7 protein-coding genes are annotated in these 16,812 nt (G+C 63.7%); 5 read left to right on the top strand and 2 right to left on the bottom strand.

Annotated elements, in window-relative coordinates; all coding sequences use genetic code 11:
* Positions 1 to 222: 222 nt before the first annotated feature.
* The gene (gene inhA, locus AC1RP7_RS11620; protein WP_218498055.1) at positions 223 to 909 is read right to left on the bottom strand and encodes an isonitrile hydratase; all 687 of its coding nucleotides are present in this window, start codon (positions 907 to 909) and stop codon (positions 223 to 225) included.
* An 89-nt stretch (positions 910 to 998) separates the two neighbouring features.
* Between inhA and AC1RP7_RS11625 the strand changes: the two genes are divergently transcribed.
* Positions 999 to 1,982 carry a GlxA family transcriptional regulator gene (locus AC1RP7_RS11625; RefSeq protein WP_340316070.1) on the top strand — a complete coding sequence of 328 codons (984 nt, stop codon included), beginning with the start codon at positions 999 to 1,001 and terminating at the stop codon, positions 1,980 to 1,982.
* 40 nt (positions 1,983 to 2,022) lie between these two features.
* Here AC1RP7_RS11625 and AC1RP7_RS11630 read toward each other — a convergent pair whose 3' ends face one another.
* A complete protein-coding gene (locus AC1RP7_RS11630) occupies positions 2,023 to 3,846 on the bottom strand; it encodes a glycoside hydrolase family 15 protein (protein WP_090456926.1) in 1,824 nt (607 codons plus the stop codon).
* A 255-nt stretch (positions 3,847 to 4,101) separates the two neighbouring features.
* Here AC1RP7_RS11630 and AC1RP7_RS11635 point away from each other — a divergent pair, with 255 nt between their 5' ends.
* The 4 genes from AC1RP7_RS11635 to AC1RP7_RS11650 all read left to right on the top strand — a co-directional run bounded on the left by AC1RP7_RS11635 (position 4,102) and on the right by AC1RP7_RS11650 (position 16,803).
* Positions 4,102 to 5,274: an MFS transporter gene (locus AC1RP7_RS11635; protein WP_057713932.1), complete on the top strand. Its 1,173-nt coding sequence runs from the start codon at positions 4,102 to 4,104 to the stop codon at positions 5,272 to 5,274.
* A gap of 187 nt (positions 5,275 to 5,461) precedes the next feature.
* Positions 5,462 to 6,196 carry a thioesterase II family protein gene (locus tag AC1RP7_RS11640; protein ID WP_057713933.1) on the top strand — a complete coding sequence of 245 codons (735 nt, stop codon included), beginning with the start codon at positions 5,462 to 5,464 and terminating at the stop codon, positions 6,194 to 6,196.
* 259 nt (positions 6,197 to 6,455) lie between these two features.
* A complete protein-coding gene (locus AC1RP7_RS11645) occupies positions 6,456 to 15,692 on the top strand; it encodes an amino acid adenylation domain-containing protein (protein WP_493180684.1) in 9,237 nt (3,078 codons plus the stop codon).
* Positions 15,693 to 15,744: 52 nt separating this feature from the next.
* Positions 15,745 to 16,803, top strand: coding sequence for a TauD/TfdA family dioxygenase (locus tag AC1RP7_RS11650; protein WP_090456919.1), 1,059 nt, complete (start codon positions 15,745 to 15,747; stop codon positions 16,801 to 16,803).
* The last annotated feature ends 9 nt before the right edge of the window (positions 16,804 to 16,812 follow it).

Consider the following 16,812-nt stretch of genomic DNA (forward strand, 5'->3'; position numbering starts at 1 on the left):
ACGCGATGGTAGCGATATCGCCTGTTACAAATTGGATCCGAAGCGTAATCTGGCCTCACCCACTGAAGCACAGGATGTGCTCAGGATCATGGATGATCGACCATATGCAAGGAACGCTACGACAAGGAGTCGTCATGGTCTTGGAAAAACCCGCTTCGGCGGGTTTTTTTTGCGCGCATGAAAAGTCGTGGCGGCAGGAACCGGGTTCCCGCCGCCATTTTTTCACTGTCGATCGAGTTTCGCCGCCGCGCGCTCGGTGATCTGCGCCCGCAGTTTCAACGAGCCGGCAGCCCGCTGGCGAGCCTCTCCCAACACGCTGGCCGGGGCCGTCTCGGGGCTGCCCGCGGTAAACGGCGGGGCCGGGGCGTATTCCAGTTGCAGTTGCACCAACTCGGCGGTGGCCTGGTCGAACAGCTCGGCGGCCAGGGTCAGGGCGAAGTCGATACCGGCGGTGATGCCACCACCGGTCAACAGATTACCGTCACGAACCACCCGGTCTTGCACCGCGATTGCGCCCAGCGGCTTGAGTAGTTCGTGATAGGCCCAGTGAGTGGTGGCGCGTTTGCCCTTGAGCAATCCCGCCGCACCCAGCACCAGCGAGCCGGTGCACACCGACGTGATGTACCGCGCGTTGGCGGCCTGGGCCTTGAGAAAGTCCAGAGTCTGGTCATCTTCCATCAAGGGTCCGACACCACTGCCACCGGGCACGCAGATCACGTCCAGTGCCGGGCAATCATCGAAGGTGGTGGTCGGTTTCAACAGCAGGCCGGTGCTGGCGGTGACCGGCATCAGGTCTTTCCAGATCAGATGCACTTTCACATCCGGCAGCGAGGCCAGTACGTCGTAAGGGCCGGTCAGGTCCAGTTGCTGAACCTGTGGAAACAACAGAAAACCGATCTGCAACGTCATGGTGTTTTTTCTCGTGAAGTGGGTGGACGGTTTGACTCTAGGCTCGTAGGCTTTGGCGCATACGCCAATATCCCCACGAATTACGCCAAATGTCGAAAACCATCCATGTACTCGCTTTCGCCAACGTGCAAATACTCGACGTCACCGGGCCGTTGCAGGTTTTCGCTTCGGCCAACGACATTGCCCGCCAGCAAGGCCTGCCGCCACCCTATGCGCCGACGGTGATTACCAGTGGCGGCGGGGCGGTGATGTCGTCGGCGGGGTTGGCGCTGTTGGCCGAACCGTTGCCGGATGAGGGCACTGATACCCTGATCATCGCCGGTGGCTGGGGTGTTTACGCAGCGGCGCAAGATGCGCCGTTGGTCGCCTGGGTGCGCGAACATGCCCGTGGCTGCCGGCGGGTTTCCTCGGTATGCACCGGTGCGTTCCTGCTGGCGGCCAGCGGCTGGCTCGACGGCCGGCGCGTGGTCACCCACTGGACCCGTTGCGAGCAACTGGCGCAGCAGCATCCGCAACTGCACGTCGAGCCCAACCCGATCTTCATCAACGACGGCCCGGTCTGGACCTCGGCCGGGGTGACCGCCGGCATCGACCTGGCGTTGGCCATGGTCGAAGAAGACCTGGGGCGCACCATGGCCCTCGAAGTCGCGAGGCAACTGGTGGTGTTTCTCAAACGTCCGGGTGGCCAGTCGCAATTCAGCGTGACCCTGTCACTGCAACAGGAAGGCAACCGTTTCGATGAACTTCACGCGTGGATCAGCGAAAATCTGGCCCACGACCTTGGCATTCCGACCTTGGCCTTGCAGGCCGGCATGAGCGAACGCAGCTTCGTGCGCCACTACCGCGCCGACACCGGCCAGACCCCGGCCCGGGCCATCGAACTGATCCGCGTCGAAACCGCGCGACGTTTGCTCAGCGATACCGGCGTGCCGATCAAACGAGTAGCGGTGCAATGCGGCTTCGGCAGCGAAGAAACCCTGCGCCGCAGTTTCCTGCGGGCCATGGGCGTGACGCCACAGGCTTATCGGGAGCGGTTTTCGGTCAGTGCCGGCGCAGATCCACTGGTGTCCTGAGCCACCTTTTGCCTGAGTTCGAACATTGTTTTAGCCGTATTCACGGCTGCCAAAACCTCTTCTCCCCACTCAACCTCCGATCCAGAAAGCAAGCCGCACTGATCAATGCCAGGTGCGTCAATGCCTGCGGCGTGTTGCCCATGTGCCGCCCATGGCTGTCGAACTCTTCGGCATACAACCCCAGCGGGTTGGCGTACCTGAGCAACTGTTCGAACTCCAGGTGGGCCTTGTCGAGCTGGCCGGCGCGGGCCAGGCATTCGACGTACCAGAACGAGCACGCGGCAAAGGCGCCTTCGCTGCCGGGCAGGCCGTCGATCTGGCTGTCGTCGTTGCGGTAGCGGTAGATCATGCCGTCGCGTACCAGGCTTCTTTCGATGGCTTGCAGGGTCGCCAGCCAGCGCGGGTCGCGGGCGCTGACGAAACGCACCAGCGGCATCAGCAGCATCGAACCGTCCAGGCCGGTGCCGCCGATGTGCTGGACGAAGTGCCCGCGTTCCTCGCACCAGAAGTTCTCCCAGATGTCGGTGTAGATCGCCTGGCGGGTCTGGTCCCAACGCGCGAACGGTGCCGGTAGCGAGCGCTTTGAAGCGAGGCGGATGGCGCGGTCCAGGGCGACCCAGCACATCAGCCGTGAATGCAGGAAATGGTATTGCTCGCCGCGCATTTCCCAGATGCCGACATCTTTCTGCTCCCAGGTTTCACAGACCTGATCGACCACCTCCACCGTGTGTTTCCAGCCTTCATGGGAGATGGCTTCGCCGTATTTGTTGACCAGGTAAATCGCGTCCATCAGCTCGCCGAAGATATCGAGCTGGACCTGTTCATAGGCCTGATTGCCGATGCGCACCGGTTGTGCGCCACCATGGCCGGACAGGTGCGTCAGCTCGATCTCCGGTAATTCCTGGCGACCGTCGATGGCATACAGGATGTTGAGTTTCATCGGCTTGCCCTGACAGTCGCTGACCCGCCCCCGCAACCAGCGCATGTAGGCGTTGGCCTCTTCGACGAAGCCCAGGCGCATGAATGCATAGACGGTGAACGAGGCGTCGCGGATCCAGGTGAAGCGATAGTCCCAGTTGCGCGAGCCACCAGGGCTTTCCGGCAGGCCGAAGGTGGCGGCGGCGAGAATGGCGCCGTGCTTGCGCGAGGTCAGCAGCTTCATCGCCAGGGCCGAGCGGTTGACCATTTCGCGCCAGCGGCCGCGGTAGTTGGACTGGCCGATCCAGTCGCGCCAGAATTTCAGGGTGCGCTCCAGGCACAGTTGCGCGGCGCCTTCCTTTAAGCGCGGATCGTCGAGGGCACCGAGCAGGAATTGACTGGTCTGGTCTTGTTCGAGGGTGAATTCGGCCACCGCCGCATTGCCGTCGATATGCAAAACCTGATCCGAAGACAGGCGCAGGGACGGCTGATCGACCGCGTCGAAGGTGACGTCTTTTTCATCCATGCGGGCGCGGGTTTTGGCGCGAGCGTAGTCATGACGCACGGCGCAGCGCATCTGGAAGGTGGCGCGGCCGCTGACCACACGGATCCGCCGCATCAGCAGCGGCAGGTCATCCTCGGTGTCACCGACGGGCAGCAGGTCGGTGACCTCGACCACGGCGCGATCACTGAGCCAGCGGGTCAGCAGCACATTGGTGTCGGGCAGGTAGATTTGTTCGCGACGGGCGTCGGGCAAATCCGGTGACAACTGAAAAATCCCCGCCTCGGGGGTGTCCAGCAGCGAGCAGAAGATCGACGGACTGTCGAATTCCGGCCAGCAGAAAAAGTCCACGCTGCCCTTGTCATTGACCAGCGCCGCGCTGCGCATATCGCCGATGATGCCGTGGGCGTCGATGGGGCTTTGGCGTTCGGGGTGATCAGCCATTGTCGCGAAACTCCGGGAACCTGGGGCCTAATAAGCTGACTGGTTTGGGTGGCCGAGAGTTCATTTGGCGGGAGGGTGAGGTGTCTGTGAGGGCCTCTTCGCGAGCAAGCTCGCTCCCACAGTTGATTGGTGTACGCCGGCCATTGTGGGAGCGAGCTTGCTCGCGATGGGGCCTTCACATTCAACCAACAATTCCACGCTTCCCCCGCAATCAGCCGTTATGGCAACGTGCAGTCCCCTGATGAGACCCGTCCCATGGCAAACCCCTATCGAGAGTTATTCAAAGCCCCCGGCAGCCGCGCATTCGTGCTGGCCGGAATGATCGCGCGCATGCCGATTTCCATGACCGGCATCGGCCTGATCACCATGCTCTCGCAGTTGCAGGGTGGCTACGCAATGGCCGGCGCGGTGGCGGCGACGTTCGCTCTGGCCACGGCGTTTTGTGCGCCTCAGGTGTCGCGGCTGGTGGATCGATTTGGCCAGGGGCGGATTCTACCGGTATCGGCATTGCTGGGCGGTGGGGCACTGTTGCTGTTGTTGCTGTGCACGCGGTTGCAGGCGCCGCACTGGACGCTGTTTTTCTTCGCCGCGCTGGCCGGTTGCATGCCGAGCATGTCGGCGATGGTGCGGGCACGCTGGACTGAGGTGTATCGCGGCCGCCCCGAGTTGCAAACCGCCTACGCCCTGGAGTCGGTGCTGGACGAAGTCTGCTTCATTGTCGGGCCACCACTGTCGGTGGGGTTGTGCGTGGTGGCATTCCCCGAGGCCGGTCCGCTGGCGGCCTTGCTGGCGCTGGCCATCGGCGTCACCGCATTCGTCCTGCAGCGCAGCACGGAGCCGCCGGTGCATCCCCATGAAGAGCATCACCAGGGCTCGATCATCCGTTCCCGCGACATTCAGTTGCTGATGCTGTTGATGGTCGCCATGGGCACCATTGTCGGCGTGGTGGACGTGGTCAGCGTCGCCTTCGCCCAGCATCAGGGCCAACCGGCGGCGGCGAGCATCGTGCTGTCGGTGTACGCCATCGGCTCGTGCCTGGCCGGGTTGGCGTTCGGCGCACTGCGCTCGAAAGTGCCGCTGGCGCGCCTGTTCCTGTACGGCGGGGTGGCGACGGCGGTAACCACCTTGCCGTTGCTGCTGGCGACGAACATTTTCGGTTTGTCATTGGCGGTGTTTGTCGCCGGCCTGTTTTTCGCGCCGACGCTGATTGTCGCCATGGCCCTGGTGGAGCAGATCGTACCGCCGGCCAAACTCACCGAAGGCCTGACCTGGCTGGTCACCGGCCTGAGCATCGGCGTGGCGATCGGCGCCGCCGGCTCCGGCTGGCTGGTGGACGCCTTCGGCGCGCGCAGCGGGTTCTGGCTGGCGATTGCGGCGGGGGCAGTGGTGCTCGGTTCTGCGATCCCGAGCTATCGTCATCTGAAATAGAGATTCAATGCTGGAAACAGCCTCCTGTGGGAGCGAGCTTGCTCGCGATGACGGTGTGTCAGGCACTCATGATGTCGACTGACACTCCGCTATCGCGAGCAAGCTCGCTCCCACAGGGTTACTCACATGGCTAATTCTTTGGGCACCTCATCCGTTCTCTTAGCAGACAACTCTCGAGGAAAGCCCGGTGACCCCGCTGACATTGCTGTGCCTGCCCTATTCGGGCGCGAGTGCCATGGTCTATAGCCGTTGGCGGCGAAAACTGCCGGAGTGGCTCAAGCTGCAACCGGTGGAACTTCCGGGGCGGGGCGCGCGCTACGGCGAGCCCTTGCACACCGACATGCGCCGTCTGGCGCTGCAACTGGCCCAGGAACAGAAAGCCACGCTCAAGGCGCCGTATGCGTTGTTCGGCCACAGCATGGGGGCGCTGCTGGCCTGCGAGATGGCCCATGCATTTCGCTCGCTGGGTTGCCCGGAACCGGTGGCGCTGTTCGCCTCGGGCACCGCCGCACCGACGCTGCGCGCCGATTACGACCGTCAGTATGCCGAGCCGAAAACCGACGCCGAACTGATCGAGCAATTGCGCACCCTCAACGGCACCAGCGAAGAGATCCTGGCCAATGAAGAGTTGATGAGCCTGACCCTGCCGGTGCTGCGCGCGGACTTCCTGCTGTGCGGGCGTTTCGAGCCGGTGCAGCGCCCGTTGCTCAGGTGCCCGGTGCACGTGCTCGGCGGCAAGGCCGACCGCGCCACCACCGAACAGTTGATCGGCTGGAGCCAGGAAACCCGAGGCAGTTTTTCGGTGGACATGCTGGCTGGCGGGCACTTCTTCATCCATGAGCAGGAAGCGAAGGTGCTGCGGGTGATCAAGGATCAGCTTGAGGTGCATCATCGGCGGCTTTCCATGGCTGCCGTGGGTTAACACCACTCCAAAATTCTACCCGATCCCTGTGGGAGCGAGCTTGCTCGCGATGGCGTCGTGTCAGCCGGCAATAATGGTGCCTGACACACAGCTATCGCGAGCAAGCTCGCTCCCACATTTTTGATTTTCAGCGGCCAAGAATTTCGCGTTTCATCCCCTCCTGATACTTGTCCCCATCCGCTAATTTTTCCCGCCTGCATTCGTTTTATAGGGACGACGCGCCCTTGCGCCTGCTGCCTACTGATGCGGATGCCGATAGATGAATGCTGAAGACTCCTTGAAACTCGCTCGCCGGTTTATCGGGTTGCCCCTGGAAAAGCGTCAAATGTTCCTTGCGGCCTTGCACAAGGAGGGCGTGGATTTCGCCCGTTTTCCGATTCCGGCCAGCATCGAGGCTGAGGATCGCCAGGCGCTGTCGTACGCCCAGCAACGCATGTGGTTCCTCTGGCAACTGGATCCCCGCAGCGGTGCCTACAACCTGCCGGGCGCGGTGCGGCTGACCGGGTGCCTGAACCTGTCGGCGCTGGAGCAGGCGTTCGCCAGCCTGGTGGCGCGGCATGAAACCCTGCGCACGGTGTTCGCTCGTCAGGCCGATGACAGCCTGTTGCAAGTCCCGGCCACCGCGCCGCTGGTCATCGAGCAGGTGGATTTCAGCGCACTGCCCGCCGAGGAGCGCGAACGTGCCGTGGCTGAAACCGCCGAACAGCAATCGGTACTGCCGTTCGATCTGTCGACCGGTCCGCTGCTGCGGGTCACCTTGCTCAAGCTCGCGGGACAAGAGCACGTGCTGTTGCTGACCCTGCACCACATCGTCTCCGACGGCTGGTCGATGAACGTGCTGATCGACGAATTCATCCGCTGCTACGACGCCTTCGATGCCGGCACGCAACCGCAGCTGACGCCGCTGCCTATCCAGTACAGCGACTACGCCCTGTGGCAGCGCCGCTGGCTGGAGGCGGGTGAGCAGGCGCGGCAACTGGCGTACTGGCAGGCGCAATTGGGCGATGAACATCCTGTGCTGGAACTGCCGCTGGATCATTCGCGCCCGGCGATGCCGAGCTATCGCGGTACCCGCTACGAATTCGCGGTCCAGGCGCAACTGGCCGAGCAACTGCGCAGCACCGCACAGAAGCACAACATCACCCTGTTCATGCTGTTGCTCGGCGCTTTCAACACTTTACTGCATCGCTACACCGGGCAAACCGACATCCGCGTCGGCGTGCCCATCGCCAACCGCAACCGCGCGGAAATCGAAGGCCTGATCGGCTTCTTCGTCAACACCCAGGTGCTGCGCACCCAACTGGACGGCCAGACCCGGGTCGACGACCTGCTGCGCGCCATCAAGGAAACCGCCCTTGGCGCCCAGGCCCATCAGGACCTGCCGTTCGAGCGCCTGGTCGAAGCGCTGAAACTGGAGCGCAGCCTCAGCCACACGCCGCTGTTCCAGGTGATGTACAACCACCAGCCGCATGTGGCCGACATGGCCTCGGTCAGCACTGCGTCCGGCCTGGAGCTGGGCAGCATCGACTGGCAAAGCCGCACCACCCAGTTCGACCTGACCCTCGACACCTGGGAAAAGGGCGGCAAGCTGCACGCCGCGCTGACCTACGCCAGCGACCTGTTCGAGGCCGATACCATCGCGCGCATGGCCCGGCACTGGACGCGCCTGTTGCAGGCGATAGTCGACGACTCGACACAAAAAATCGGCGAGTTGCCGATGCTGACGGCGGATGAGCAGCAAGTGCTGGTGCAGGACTGGAACCGCACCGCCGAGATCTATCCGGTCGAGCAGTGCATGCACCAGTTGATTCAGGCCCAGGCCCGACGCACCCCCGGCGCGCCGGCACTGGTGTTTGGCGATCGTCAGCTCAGCTACGCGCAACTCGACGCCCGCAGCAATCAACTGGCGCACTGCTTGCGCGAGCAGGGTGTCGGGCCGGATGTGCTGGTGGGGATCTGTGTCGAGCGTTCACTGGAAATGGTCATCGGACTGCTGGCGATTCACAAGGCCGGTGGTGCCTACGTACCGCTGGACCCGGAATACCCGGCTGAACGCCTGGCCTACATGATCGAAGACAGTGCGATTGGCCTGCTGCTCACCCAAAGCACTTTACTCGGCGCACTGCCCACCGAGGGCGTCAAGGTCATCGCCCTGGATCAGGAGCAAGACTGGCTCGACGGCTACAGCGAGTCCTGCCCGCCAGTTGAAGTGCATCCACTGAACCTGGCCTATGTGATCTACACCTCCGGCTCCACCGGCAAGCCCAAAGGCGCCGGCAACAGTCACGCGGCGCTGGTCAACCGCTTGTGCTGGATGCAGCAGGCTTACGGGCTGGATGGCGGCGACTCGGTGTTGCAGAAGACCCCGTTCAGTTTCGACGTATCGGTGTGGGAATTCTTCTGGCCGCTGATGACCGGCGCGCGCCTGGTGGTGGCGCCACCGGGGGCGCATCGTGAACCGGCGCGGTTGATCCGCCTGATCGGTGAGTACGGCATCAGTACGCTGCACTTTGTGCCGTCGATGCTCCAGGCGTTCATCCACGAGCCGGGTGTCGAGGCGTGCACCGGTCTCAAGCGCATCGTCTGCAGCGGCGAAGCCTTGCCGCTGGATGCCCAATTGCAGGTGTTCAAAAAGCTGCCGGGTGCCGGGTTGTACAACCTTTACGGCCCGACCGAGGCGGCCATCGACGTCACCCATTGGACCTGCATCGACGAAGGCGCCGACAGCGTGCCCATCGGCCGGCCCATCGCCAACCTGCGCACCCATGTGCTGGATGCACAATTACTGCCGGTTCCGGCCGGCGTGGCGGGGGAGTTGTACCTCGGTGGCGCCGGGCTGGCGCGCAGTTATCACCGGCGTCCGGCGCTCAGCGCCGAGCGTTTTGTGCCGTGCCCCTTCCATGACGGTGCGCGCTTGTACCGCACCGGCGACCGCGTGCGGCAGCGCGCCGATGGGGTGATCGAATACCTCGGGCGCCTCGACCATCAAGTCAAATTGCGCGGCCTGCGCATCGAACTGGGGGAAATCGAAACCCGGTTGATGCAGCATGCGTTGGTGCGTGAGGCCGTGGTGCTGGTGCAGGGCGGCAAGCATCTGGTGGCGTATCTGGTGCTGGAAAACGCCGACACCGATGCGCAGTGGCCACAAACCCTCAAGGCCTGGCTGCTCGACAGCCTGCCGGAATACATGGTGCCCACCTACCTGATGCCACTGGACGCCTTGCCGGTGACCGCCAACGGCAAGCTCGACCGCAAGGCTTTGCCGCCGCCCGATGCCACGCCGCAACAGGCATTCGTTGCGCCACAAGATGCGATGCAGATCGCGCTGGCGCAGATCTGGCAGGACGTATTGGGCGCGGAACCCGTGGGCCTCGAAGACAATTTCTTCGAGCTCGGCGGCGACTCGATCATTTCCATCCAGGTGGTCAGCCGTGCCCGCCAGGCGGGCATTCGCCTCAGCCCGCGGGATCTGTTCCAGTACCAGACCGTGCGTAGCCTGGCGCTGGTCGCGGCGTTCGACAGCCGCAGCACTGTCGATCAAGGCCCGGTCAGTGGCGAGGTGATCCTGACCCCGGCACAGCATTACTTCTTCGAACAGACCATCGCCCAGCGTCAACACTGGAACCAGTCGCTGCTGCTGACGCCCCGGGACGCGTTGAATCCTGAGGTGTTGGAGCAGGCCTTGGTTACCGTCATCAACCACCACGATGCCTTGCGCCTGCGCTTCATCGACGGTGCCGAAGGCTGGCAGCAGCGCAACGCAGCGCCAGTCGAGTCAGCTGGATTGTGGCAACGTCGGGCGTCTTCGACCGAAGCCTTGACCGCCCTGTGCGATGAAGCGCAACGCAGCCTCGATCTCGCAAGCGGGCCGCTGCTGCGTGCCTTGCTGATCAGCCTCGACGATGGCAGTCAGCGCCTGTTGCTGGTGGTTCATCATTTGGCCGTGGACGGGGTGTCATGGCGGGTATTGCTCGAAGATTTGCAACAGGCTTACCGGCAAGTGGCACTGCCCGAGAAAACCAGCGCCTATCAAGCCTGGGCCGCGCATCTGCAACAGCATGCCGGCACCTTGCCTGGGCAAATGCCGTACTGGCAGGCGCAACTGGCGGACGCCCGGGACCTGCCGTGCGACAACCCCCAGGGCAGCTTGCAGCAGCGCCACGGGCACAAGATCGAATCCAGACTGGATGCCGAACTGACCCGTCAGTTGCTGCAACAGGCCCCGGCGGCCTATCGCACCCAAGTCAATGATCTGTTGCTCACGGCGTTGGCGCGGGTCATCTGCCGCTGGAGCGGGCAGGGCTCGACGCTGATCCAGCTGGAAGGCCACGGCCGCGAAGACCTGTCCGACGACCTCGACCTGAGCCGCACCGTCGGCTGGTTCACCAGCCTGTTTCCGCTGCGCCTGCAACCCGAGACCGGGGTGGCAAATTCGATCAAGTCGATCAAGGAGCAACTGCGCGCCATTCCCGGCAAAGGCCTGGGCTATGGACTGCTGCGCTACCTGGGCGAAACGGCGCAGCGCCAGGCCCTGCAAGACTTGCCGGCGCCACGGATTACCTTCAACTACCTGGGGCAGTTCGACCGTCAGTTCGACGACGCCGCGCTGTTCGTCCCGGCCCCGGAAAGCGGCGGCCAGGCCCAGGGCGATGATGCACCGCTGGCCAACTGGCTGACCGTGGAGGGCCAGGTCTATGGCGGGCAGCTCTCGCTGCAATGGGGCTTCAGCCGTGACATGTTTGCCGAGTCCACGGTGCAGCGACTGGCCGATGCCTACACCGAAGAACTCAAGACGCTGATCGAACATTGCTGTGCGACAGCGCCAGGCCAGGTTACGCCGTCGGACTTCCCGCTGGCGCGCATCACCCAGGCACAACTCGATGCCTTGCCTGTTGCGGCGCCGGCCATCGAGGACGTTTACCCGCTGACGCCGATGCAACAGGGCATGCTGTTCCACACCCTGTACGAACCCCAGGCCGAGGCCTACATCAATCAATTGCGCCTGGACATCCAGGGGCTGGAGCTGGCGGCATTCGGCCGGGCCTGGCAGGCGGCGATCAACCGACACGACATCCTGCGCAGCAGCTTCCACTGGCTGGGGCTTGAGTGCGCGCATCAGGTGATTCATCGCCAGATCGACCTGCAACTGCAAGTGATCGAAGCAGCCGACATCGATCTCGATGCACTGGCCGCCGAGGAACGCAGCCGTGGCTTCGAACTCAGCGCCGCGCCATTGTTCCGCCTGCTGCTGGTGCGCCGGGGCAGTGAAGGCTGGCACCTGATCCATACCAGCCATCACATCCTCATGGACGGCTGGAGCAACGCGCAGTTGCTCGGCGAAGTGATCCAGCACTATGCCGGCCAGACGTTGGCCAGGCCGTTGGGGCAATACCGCGACTATCTGGGCTGGATTCAACAGCAGCCGCTGCTGGCCGCCGAGCAGTTCTGGAAACAAGCGTTGGCGCCGCTGGAAACGCCGACGCTGCTGGCGCAAGCCTTGCCGACGCCTGCCCATGGGTACGGCATGGGTGAACATCAATTGAACCTTGAAAGCGCCGCGCTACAGCGCCTGAGCGATTTTGCCCGCCAGCAGAAAATCACCCTCAACACCTTGTTGCAAGGCGCTTGGGGCCTGCTGTTGCAACGCTACACGGGCCAGTCCTGTGTGGCGTTTGGCGCAACGATTGCCGGACGCTCCGCGCCGCTGCCGGGCATAGAGCAGCAGTTGGGGCTGTTCATCAACACCTTGCCGATCATCGCCGCGCCGCAAGCGGGGCAGTCGGTGGCCCAGTGGCTCAACGACCTGCAAGCCCTGAACCTGAGCCTGCGCGAGTTCGAACACGTGCCGCTGTACGACATTCAGGGCTGGGCCGGGCAACAGGGGGCGCTGTTCGACAGCCTGCTGGTGTTCGAGAACTTCCCGGTGGCCGAAGCCCTCAAGCAAGGGGCGCCGGCGGGCCTGACCTTCGGTGCGCTGCGCAATCACGAAATCACCAGTTACCCGCTGACCCTGGGCATCGAAGTCGGCGCCAGCCTGCGCCTGGATTTCAGTTTCGACCGAACCCGGTTCAGTGCCGCGCAGATCAGCCAGTTGGGCGCCAGCCTGTTGCAGGTGCTGGAGCAGTTCGTCGCACAGCCACAACAGGCATTGGGCGCGGTCAGCTTGCTGGATGCACAGGCGCAAGCAATGGTGCTGGCGTGTTCCCGTCCGCCGGCGCCGCCAATCGATAGCCCGTTGTTGGCTCATCAGCGGTTTGAGCAACAAGCGGCACGCACCCCCGATGCGCTGGCGGTGATGGTCGGTGATGAGCGCCTGACCTACGCCCAGCTCAATGCGCAAGCCAACCAGCTCGCCCATCGCCTGCGTGCCCAGGGCGTGGCGCCGGGGCAGCGGGTGGGCCTGGCGGTGCGGCGCAATGGGCAGATGATCGTCAGCCTGATGGCGATCCTCAAGTCCGGCGCCGGTTATGTGCCGCTGGACCCGGATTACCCGGCCGAGCGCCTGGCCTACATGATCGAAGACAGCGGCATGGACCTGCTGCTGGCGCAACCGGGCCTGCTGGCCGATGTAGCGCTGCCGCAAGGTTTGCCGCGTCTGGCGCTGGAGCCGGGTGCAGACACCGGGTATTCCACCGACAACCTGATCAACCTCGCCAGCGCCGAAGACCTGGCCTATCTGATCTACACCTCCGGCTCCACCGGACGCCCGAAAGGTGTGTGCCTGGCCCATGCGGCACTGCGCGAGTTTTGCGTGATCGCGGCGCACTATTCACAACTCACCCCGCAAGACCGCGTGCTGCAATTCGCAACGTTCAGCTTCGACGGCTTTGTCGAGCAGTGCTACCCGCCATTGTGCGTGGGCGCGGCGCTGGTGATGCGCGGCGATGAACTGTGGGACACCGACACCCTCTATCGCCAGATCATCGAGCATGGCGTGACCCTGGCGGATTTGCCGGCGGCGTACTGGTTCCTGCTGTCTCAGGAGTGGGCCGCGCACCCGCAGCGGGACAAGGGGCGTTTGCGTCAGGTCCACGTCGGCGGCGAAGCCATGTCGCTGGAAGGTTTGAAGCTGTGGCACGCCGCCGGCCTGGGCAATGTACGCCTGCTCAACACCTACGGGCCAACCGAAGCCACGGTGGTGTCCAGCACCCACGAATGCACACTGGCCGATACCCGCAATCACATTGGCGTGCCCATCGGCAAAGCCCTACCGGGGCGTGCGCTGTATGTGCTGGACAGCGAAGGCCACCTGCTGCCGACCGGTTGCGTCGGCGAATTGTGCATCGGTGGCGACGCCGGCCTTGCCCAGCGTTATCACCAGCGACCGGGCTTGAGCGCCGAACGCTTCATCGCCGATCCGTTTTCCAGCACGCAAGGCGCGCGGCTTTACCGCAGCGGCGACCTGGCGCGCTATCGCGAGGACGGTGCGCTGGAGTACCTGGGACGCATCGATCATCAAGTGAAAATCCGTGGTTTCCGGGTTGAGTTGGGTGAGCTGGAAGCGCATCTGCAAGGCTTGCCGATGATCAGCGAAGCCGCAGTGCTGGTGCATGAAGGCGTTGGTGGCAAGCAATTGATCGGCTACGTAGTGCCGGCCAGTGATGAATGGCTGAACTCGGATCCACGTCAACTCACCGACACCGTACGCCGCGCCTTGGGCGAGCGCCTGCCGGACTACATGCTGCCGGCGCAACTGGTGTTGCTGGCCGCGTTGCCGCTCAACCGCAACGGCAAACTCGACCGCGCCGCGTTGCCGGCCCCGCAGGTCTGGGAGGCCGATGTCGGCAGCGCCCCGCAAGGCGCACTGGAAATCGAACTGGCGCAGATCTGGCGGCAGGTGTTGCAGGTCAATCGCGTCGATCGGGAAAACAGCTTCTTCGAATTGGGCGGGCACTCGTTGCTGGCGACACAAATCGTCTCGCAGATCCGCCAGCGCCTGGGCCTTTCGGTGAGTTTGCGCAGCCTGTTCGAACACCCGCGCCTTGAAGATTTCGCCGCTCAGGTGCAGGCGCTGCAACACAGCTGTGAGCGCCCGGCGCTGGTGGCGGATACCTCTGGCGAACGTCAGCCGTTGTCCTTTGCCCAGCAGCGCTTGTGGTTCCTGTGGAACCTCGAACCGGACAGTTCGATGTACAACATGCCGGGTGCCTTGCGCCTGCGCGGCGAACTGAACCTCGACGCCCTGCGTCGAACCTTCGAAACCCTGGTGCAACGTCATGCCGTGTTGCGCACCACCTTTTACGAAGAAGACGGCCACACCTGGCAGCGGGTGCACGGACAATTGCCGTTGAGCTTCGAGGCCAGCGACCTGCGGCATCGACCGGCGCCGGACGTCGAAGCGCAGCAACTGGCCCGCGAGGAGGTCGCCCGGCCATTCGACCTGCGCCACGGTCCGTTGCTGCGGGTGCGGGTGCTGCGGGTCGCGGATGACGAACATGTGCTGTTGCTGACGGTGCACCACATCGTCGCTGATGACTGGTCGTTCCGCGTCCTGATCAATGAATTCGTCACGCTCTATCCAACCCTCAACCGTGGCCAGACCCCGCAACTGCCGGCGCACAGTGTGCAGTACGCTGACTTCGCCAAATGGCAGCGCCAGTGGCTGGAGCAGGGCGGCGAGTTGCAGCGCCAACTCGACTACTGGCAGCAGCGCCTTGCCGAGCCACAAGCGGTGCTCGAGTTGCCCGCCGATGGCGACCGGCGCACGGCGCAAGAAGGCGCCAGTGCTCATTTCACCTTCAGCGCCGAACTCAGCCAGCAGGTGCGCGACTTTGCCCAACAGCGCGATCTGTCGCTGTTCATGCTGCTGCTGGCCGGTTTCACCCTCGTCCTGCGCCAGCGTACCGAGGTCAGTCGGGTGCGTATCGGCACCGATATCGCCAACCGAAATCAAGCCGAGCTTGAAGAAATGGTCGGCTTCTTCGTTAACCAATTAGTACTGCAAGTGGAGGTCGATGCCGAGCAGTCGGCGGCGCAGTTGCTGGAGGCCTGTCGCCGGGCGGTGCTGGAGGCTTCGGACCATCAGGACCTGCCGTTCGAGCGACTGGTGGAAGCCTTGCGCTTGCCGCGCCGGGCCGGCCGTTCGCCGCTGTTCGACATCAAGCTGATCTACCAGGAAGGCGTTGGTCGCTTGTCGTCGATGGAGGGCCTGGAGGTCGAGGACTTCCCGTCCGGGCGCCAGGCCGCCGAGATCGGCATGGTCGCCGCGTTCTACAACGATGCCGAGCACATTCACCTGAGTTTCGAAACGCCGGTGGGCCAGTACCTGCCGAGCACGCTGGAGTGTTTGTTCGAACAGATCCGGGCGGTACTCCAGGCGCTGATACGCGCTGACGGAGTGCAGGTCGGTGAGTTGCTGGACCTGGCCGCCGATGTGCAACGCCGTGCCGATGCGCGCTTGAGCGAACAACGCAAGGCGTTGCTCGGCGGCGCCATGGCGATCAAGCGCCGCTCGGCGAACCGTGGCGCACCGGTAACGCAATCCGCGGCGGACTGATTCAGTCGGCGGCGCCTTTGAGCGCCGCCGTCAACATTTTCTGGAGGGGTTTATGACCGTTTCAACGACCAAGTCCATTCCCAAGATGGGTCGTGGTGCCCGCAAGAGCCTGTCCACCGATCCGACGCGGCTGGTGAGTTTTGCGCCGATGTTCGAAGGCCTCAGCATGCCGCTGGTGTGCCGTCCGGCCGTGTCCGGCGTGAGCCTGGTGGAATGGGCGACCCAGAATCGCGCGCTGATCGAAAGCAAGCTGCTGGAACACGCGGTGATCCTGTTCCGTGGCTTCCAGGTGGCGGATATCGGCGAGTTCAACCGCTGTGTCGACGGGATTTCCGGTGGTGCCTTGGAGTACCTGTTCCGCGCCTCGCCACGGACCCAGATCAGCGGCCAGTTCAAGATCTACAGCTCCACCGACTACCCGGCACCGGAGAAAATCTTCCCGCACAACGAACACTCGTACTCGCCGGTGTTCCCGCGTCACCTGTACTTCTACTGCGACACGCCGTCGACCACCGGCGGTGAAACGCCCTTCGGCGATACCCGCCGGATCCTCGCGCGGATCGACCCGGCGGTGCGCGAAGAGTTTGCCCGCAAACGCATCATGTACGTGCGCAACTACGGCGACGGCATGGGCCTGCCATGGCAGACCGTGTTCCAGAGCGAGGATCGCAGCGAAGTCGAGGCCTACTGCGCCAAAATCGGCATCCAGGCCGAATGGAAGCCGGGCAATCGCCTGCGCACTCGGCAGAACGGCCCGGCCATCGTGCGCCATCCACTGACCGGCGAGCGCATCTGGTTCAACCACGGCACCTTCTTCAACGCACTGACCCTGCCGGACAGCATCCGCGACAACCTGCTGCGTGAGTTCGGCCCGCAAGATTTGCCGCAAAACACCTTCTTCGGCGACGGCTCGCCGATTCCCGAGGACGTGATTCGTCACCTGCAAGGCATCTACCGCGAGGTGATGGTCGAGTTCGCCTGGGAGAAGGGCGACGTGGTCCTGCTCGACAACATCCTCAGCGTGCATGCGCGCAACGAATTCACCGGCTACAGAAAAATCCTCACGGCCATGGCCATCGCGCAGAAAAGCGCCGACCTGGATCAGGAATAAGGACACCCG

This window comes from Pseudomonas sp. GW822-FHT01E03 (genome assembly GCF_058802985.1).

Excerpts from the sequence above, each read along its gene's own strand:
- inhA (WP_218498055.1), bottom strand. The coding sequence starts at position 909 with ATGACGTTGCAGATCGGTTTTCTGTTGTTTCCACAGGTTCAGCAACTG.
- AC1RP7_RS11625 (WP_340316070.1), top strand. The coding sequence starts at position 999 with ATGTCGAAAACCATCCATGTACTCGCTTTCGCCAACGTGCAAATACTC.
- AC1RP7_RS11630 (WP_090456926.1), bottom strand. The coding sequence starts at position 3,846 with ATGGCTGATCACCCCGAACGCCAAAGCCCCATCGACGCCCACGGCATC.
- AC1RP7_RS11635 (WP_057713932.1), top strand. The coding sequence starts at position 4,102 with ATGGCAAACCCCTATCGAGAGTTATTCAAAGCCCCCGGCAGCCGCGCA.
- AC1RP7_RS11645 (WP_493180684.1), top strand. The coding sequence starts at position 6,456 with ATGAATGCTGAAGACTCCTTGAAACTCGCTCGCCGGTTTATCGGGTTG.
- AC1RP7_RS11650 (WP_090456919.1), top strand. The coding sequence starts at position 15,745 with ATGACCGTTTCAACGACCAAGTCCATTCCCAAGATGGGTCGTGGTGCC.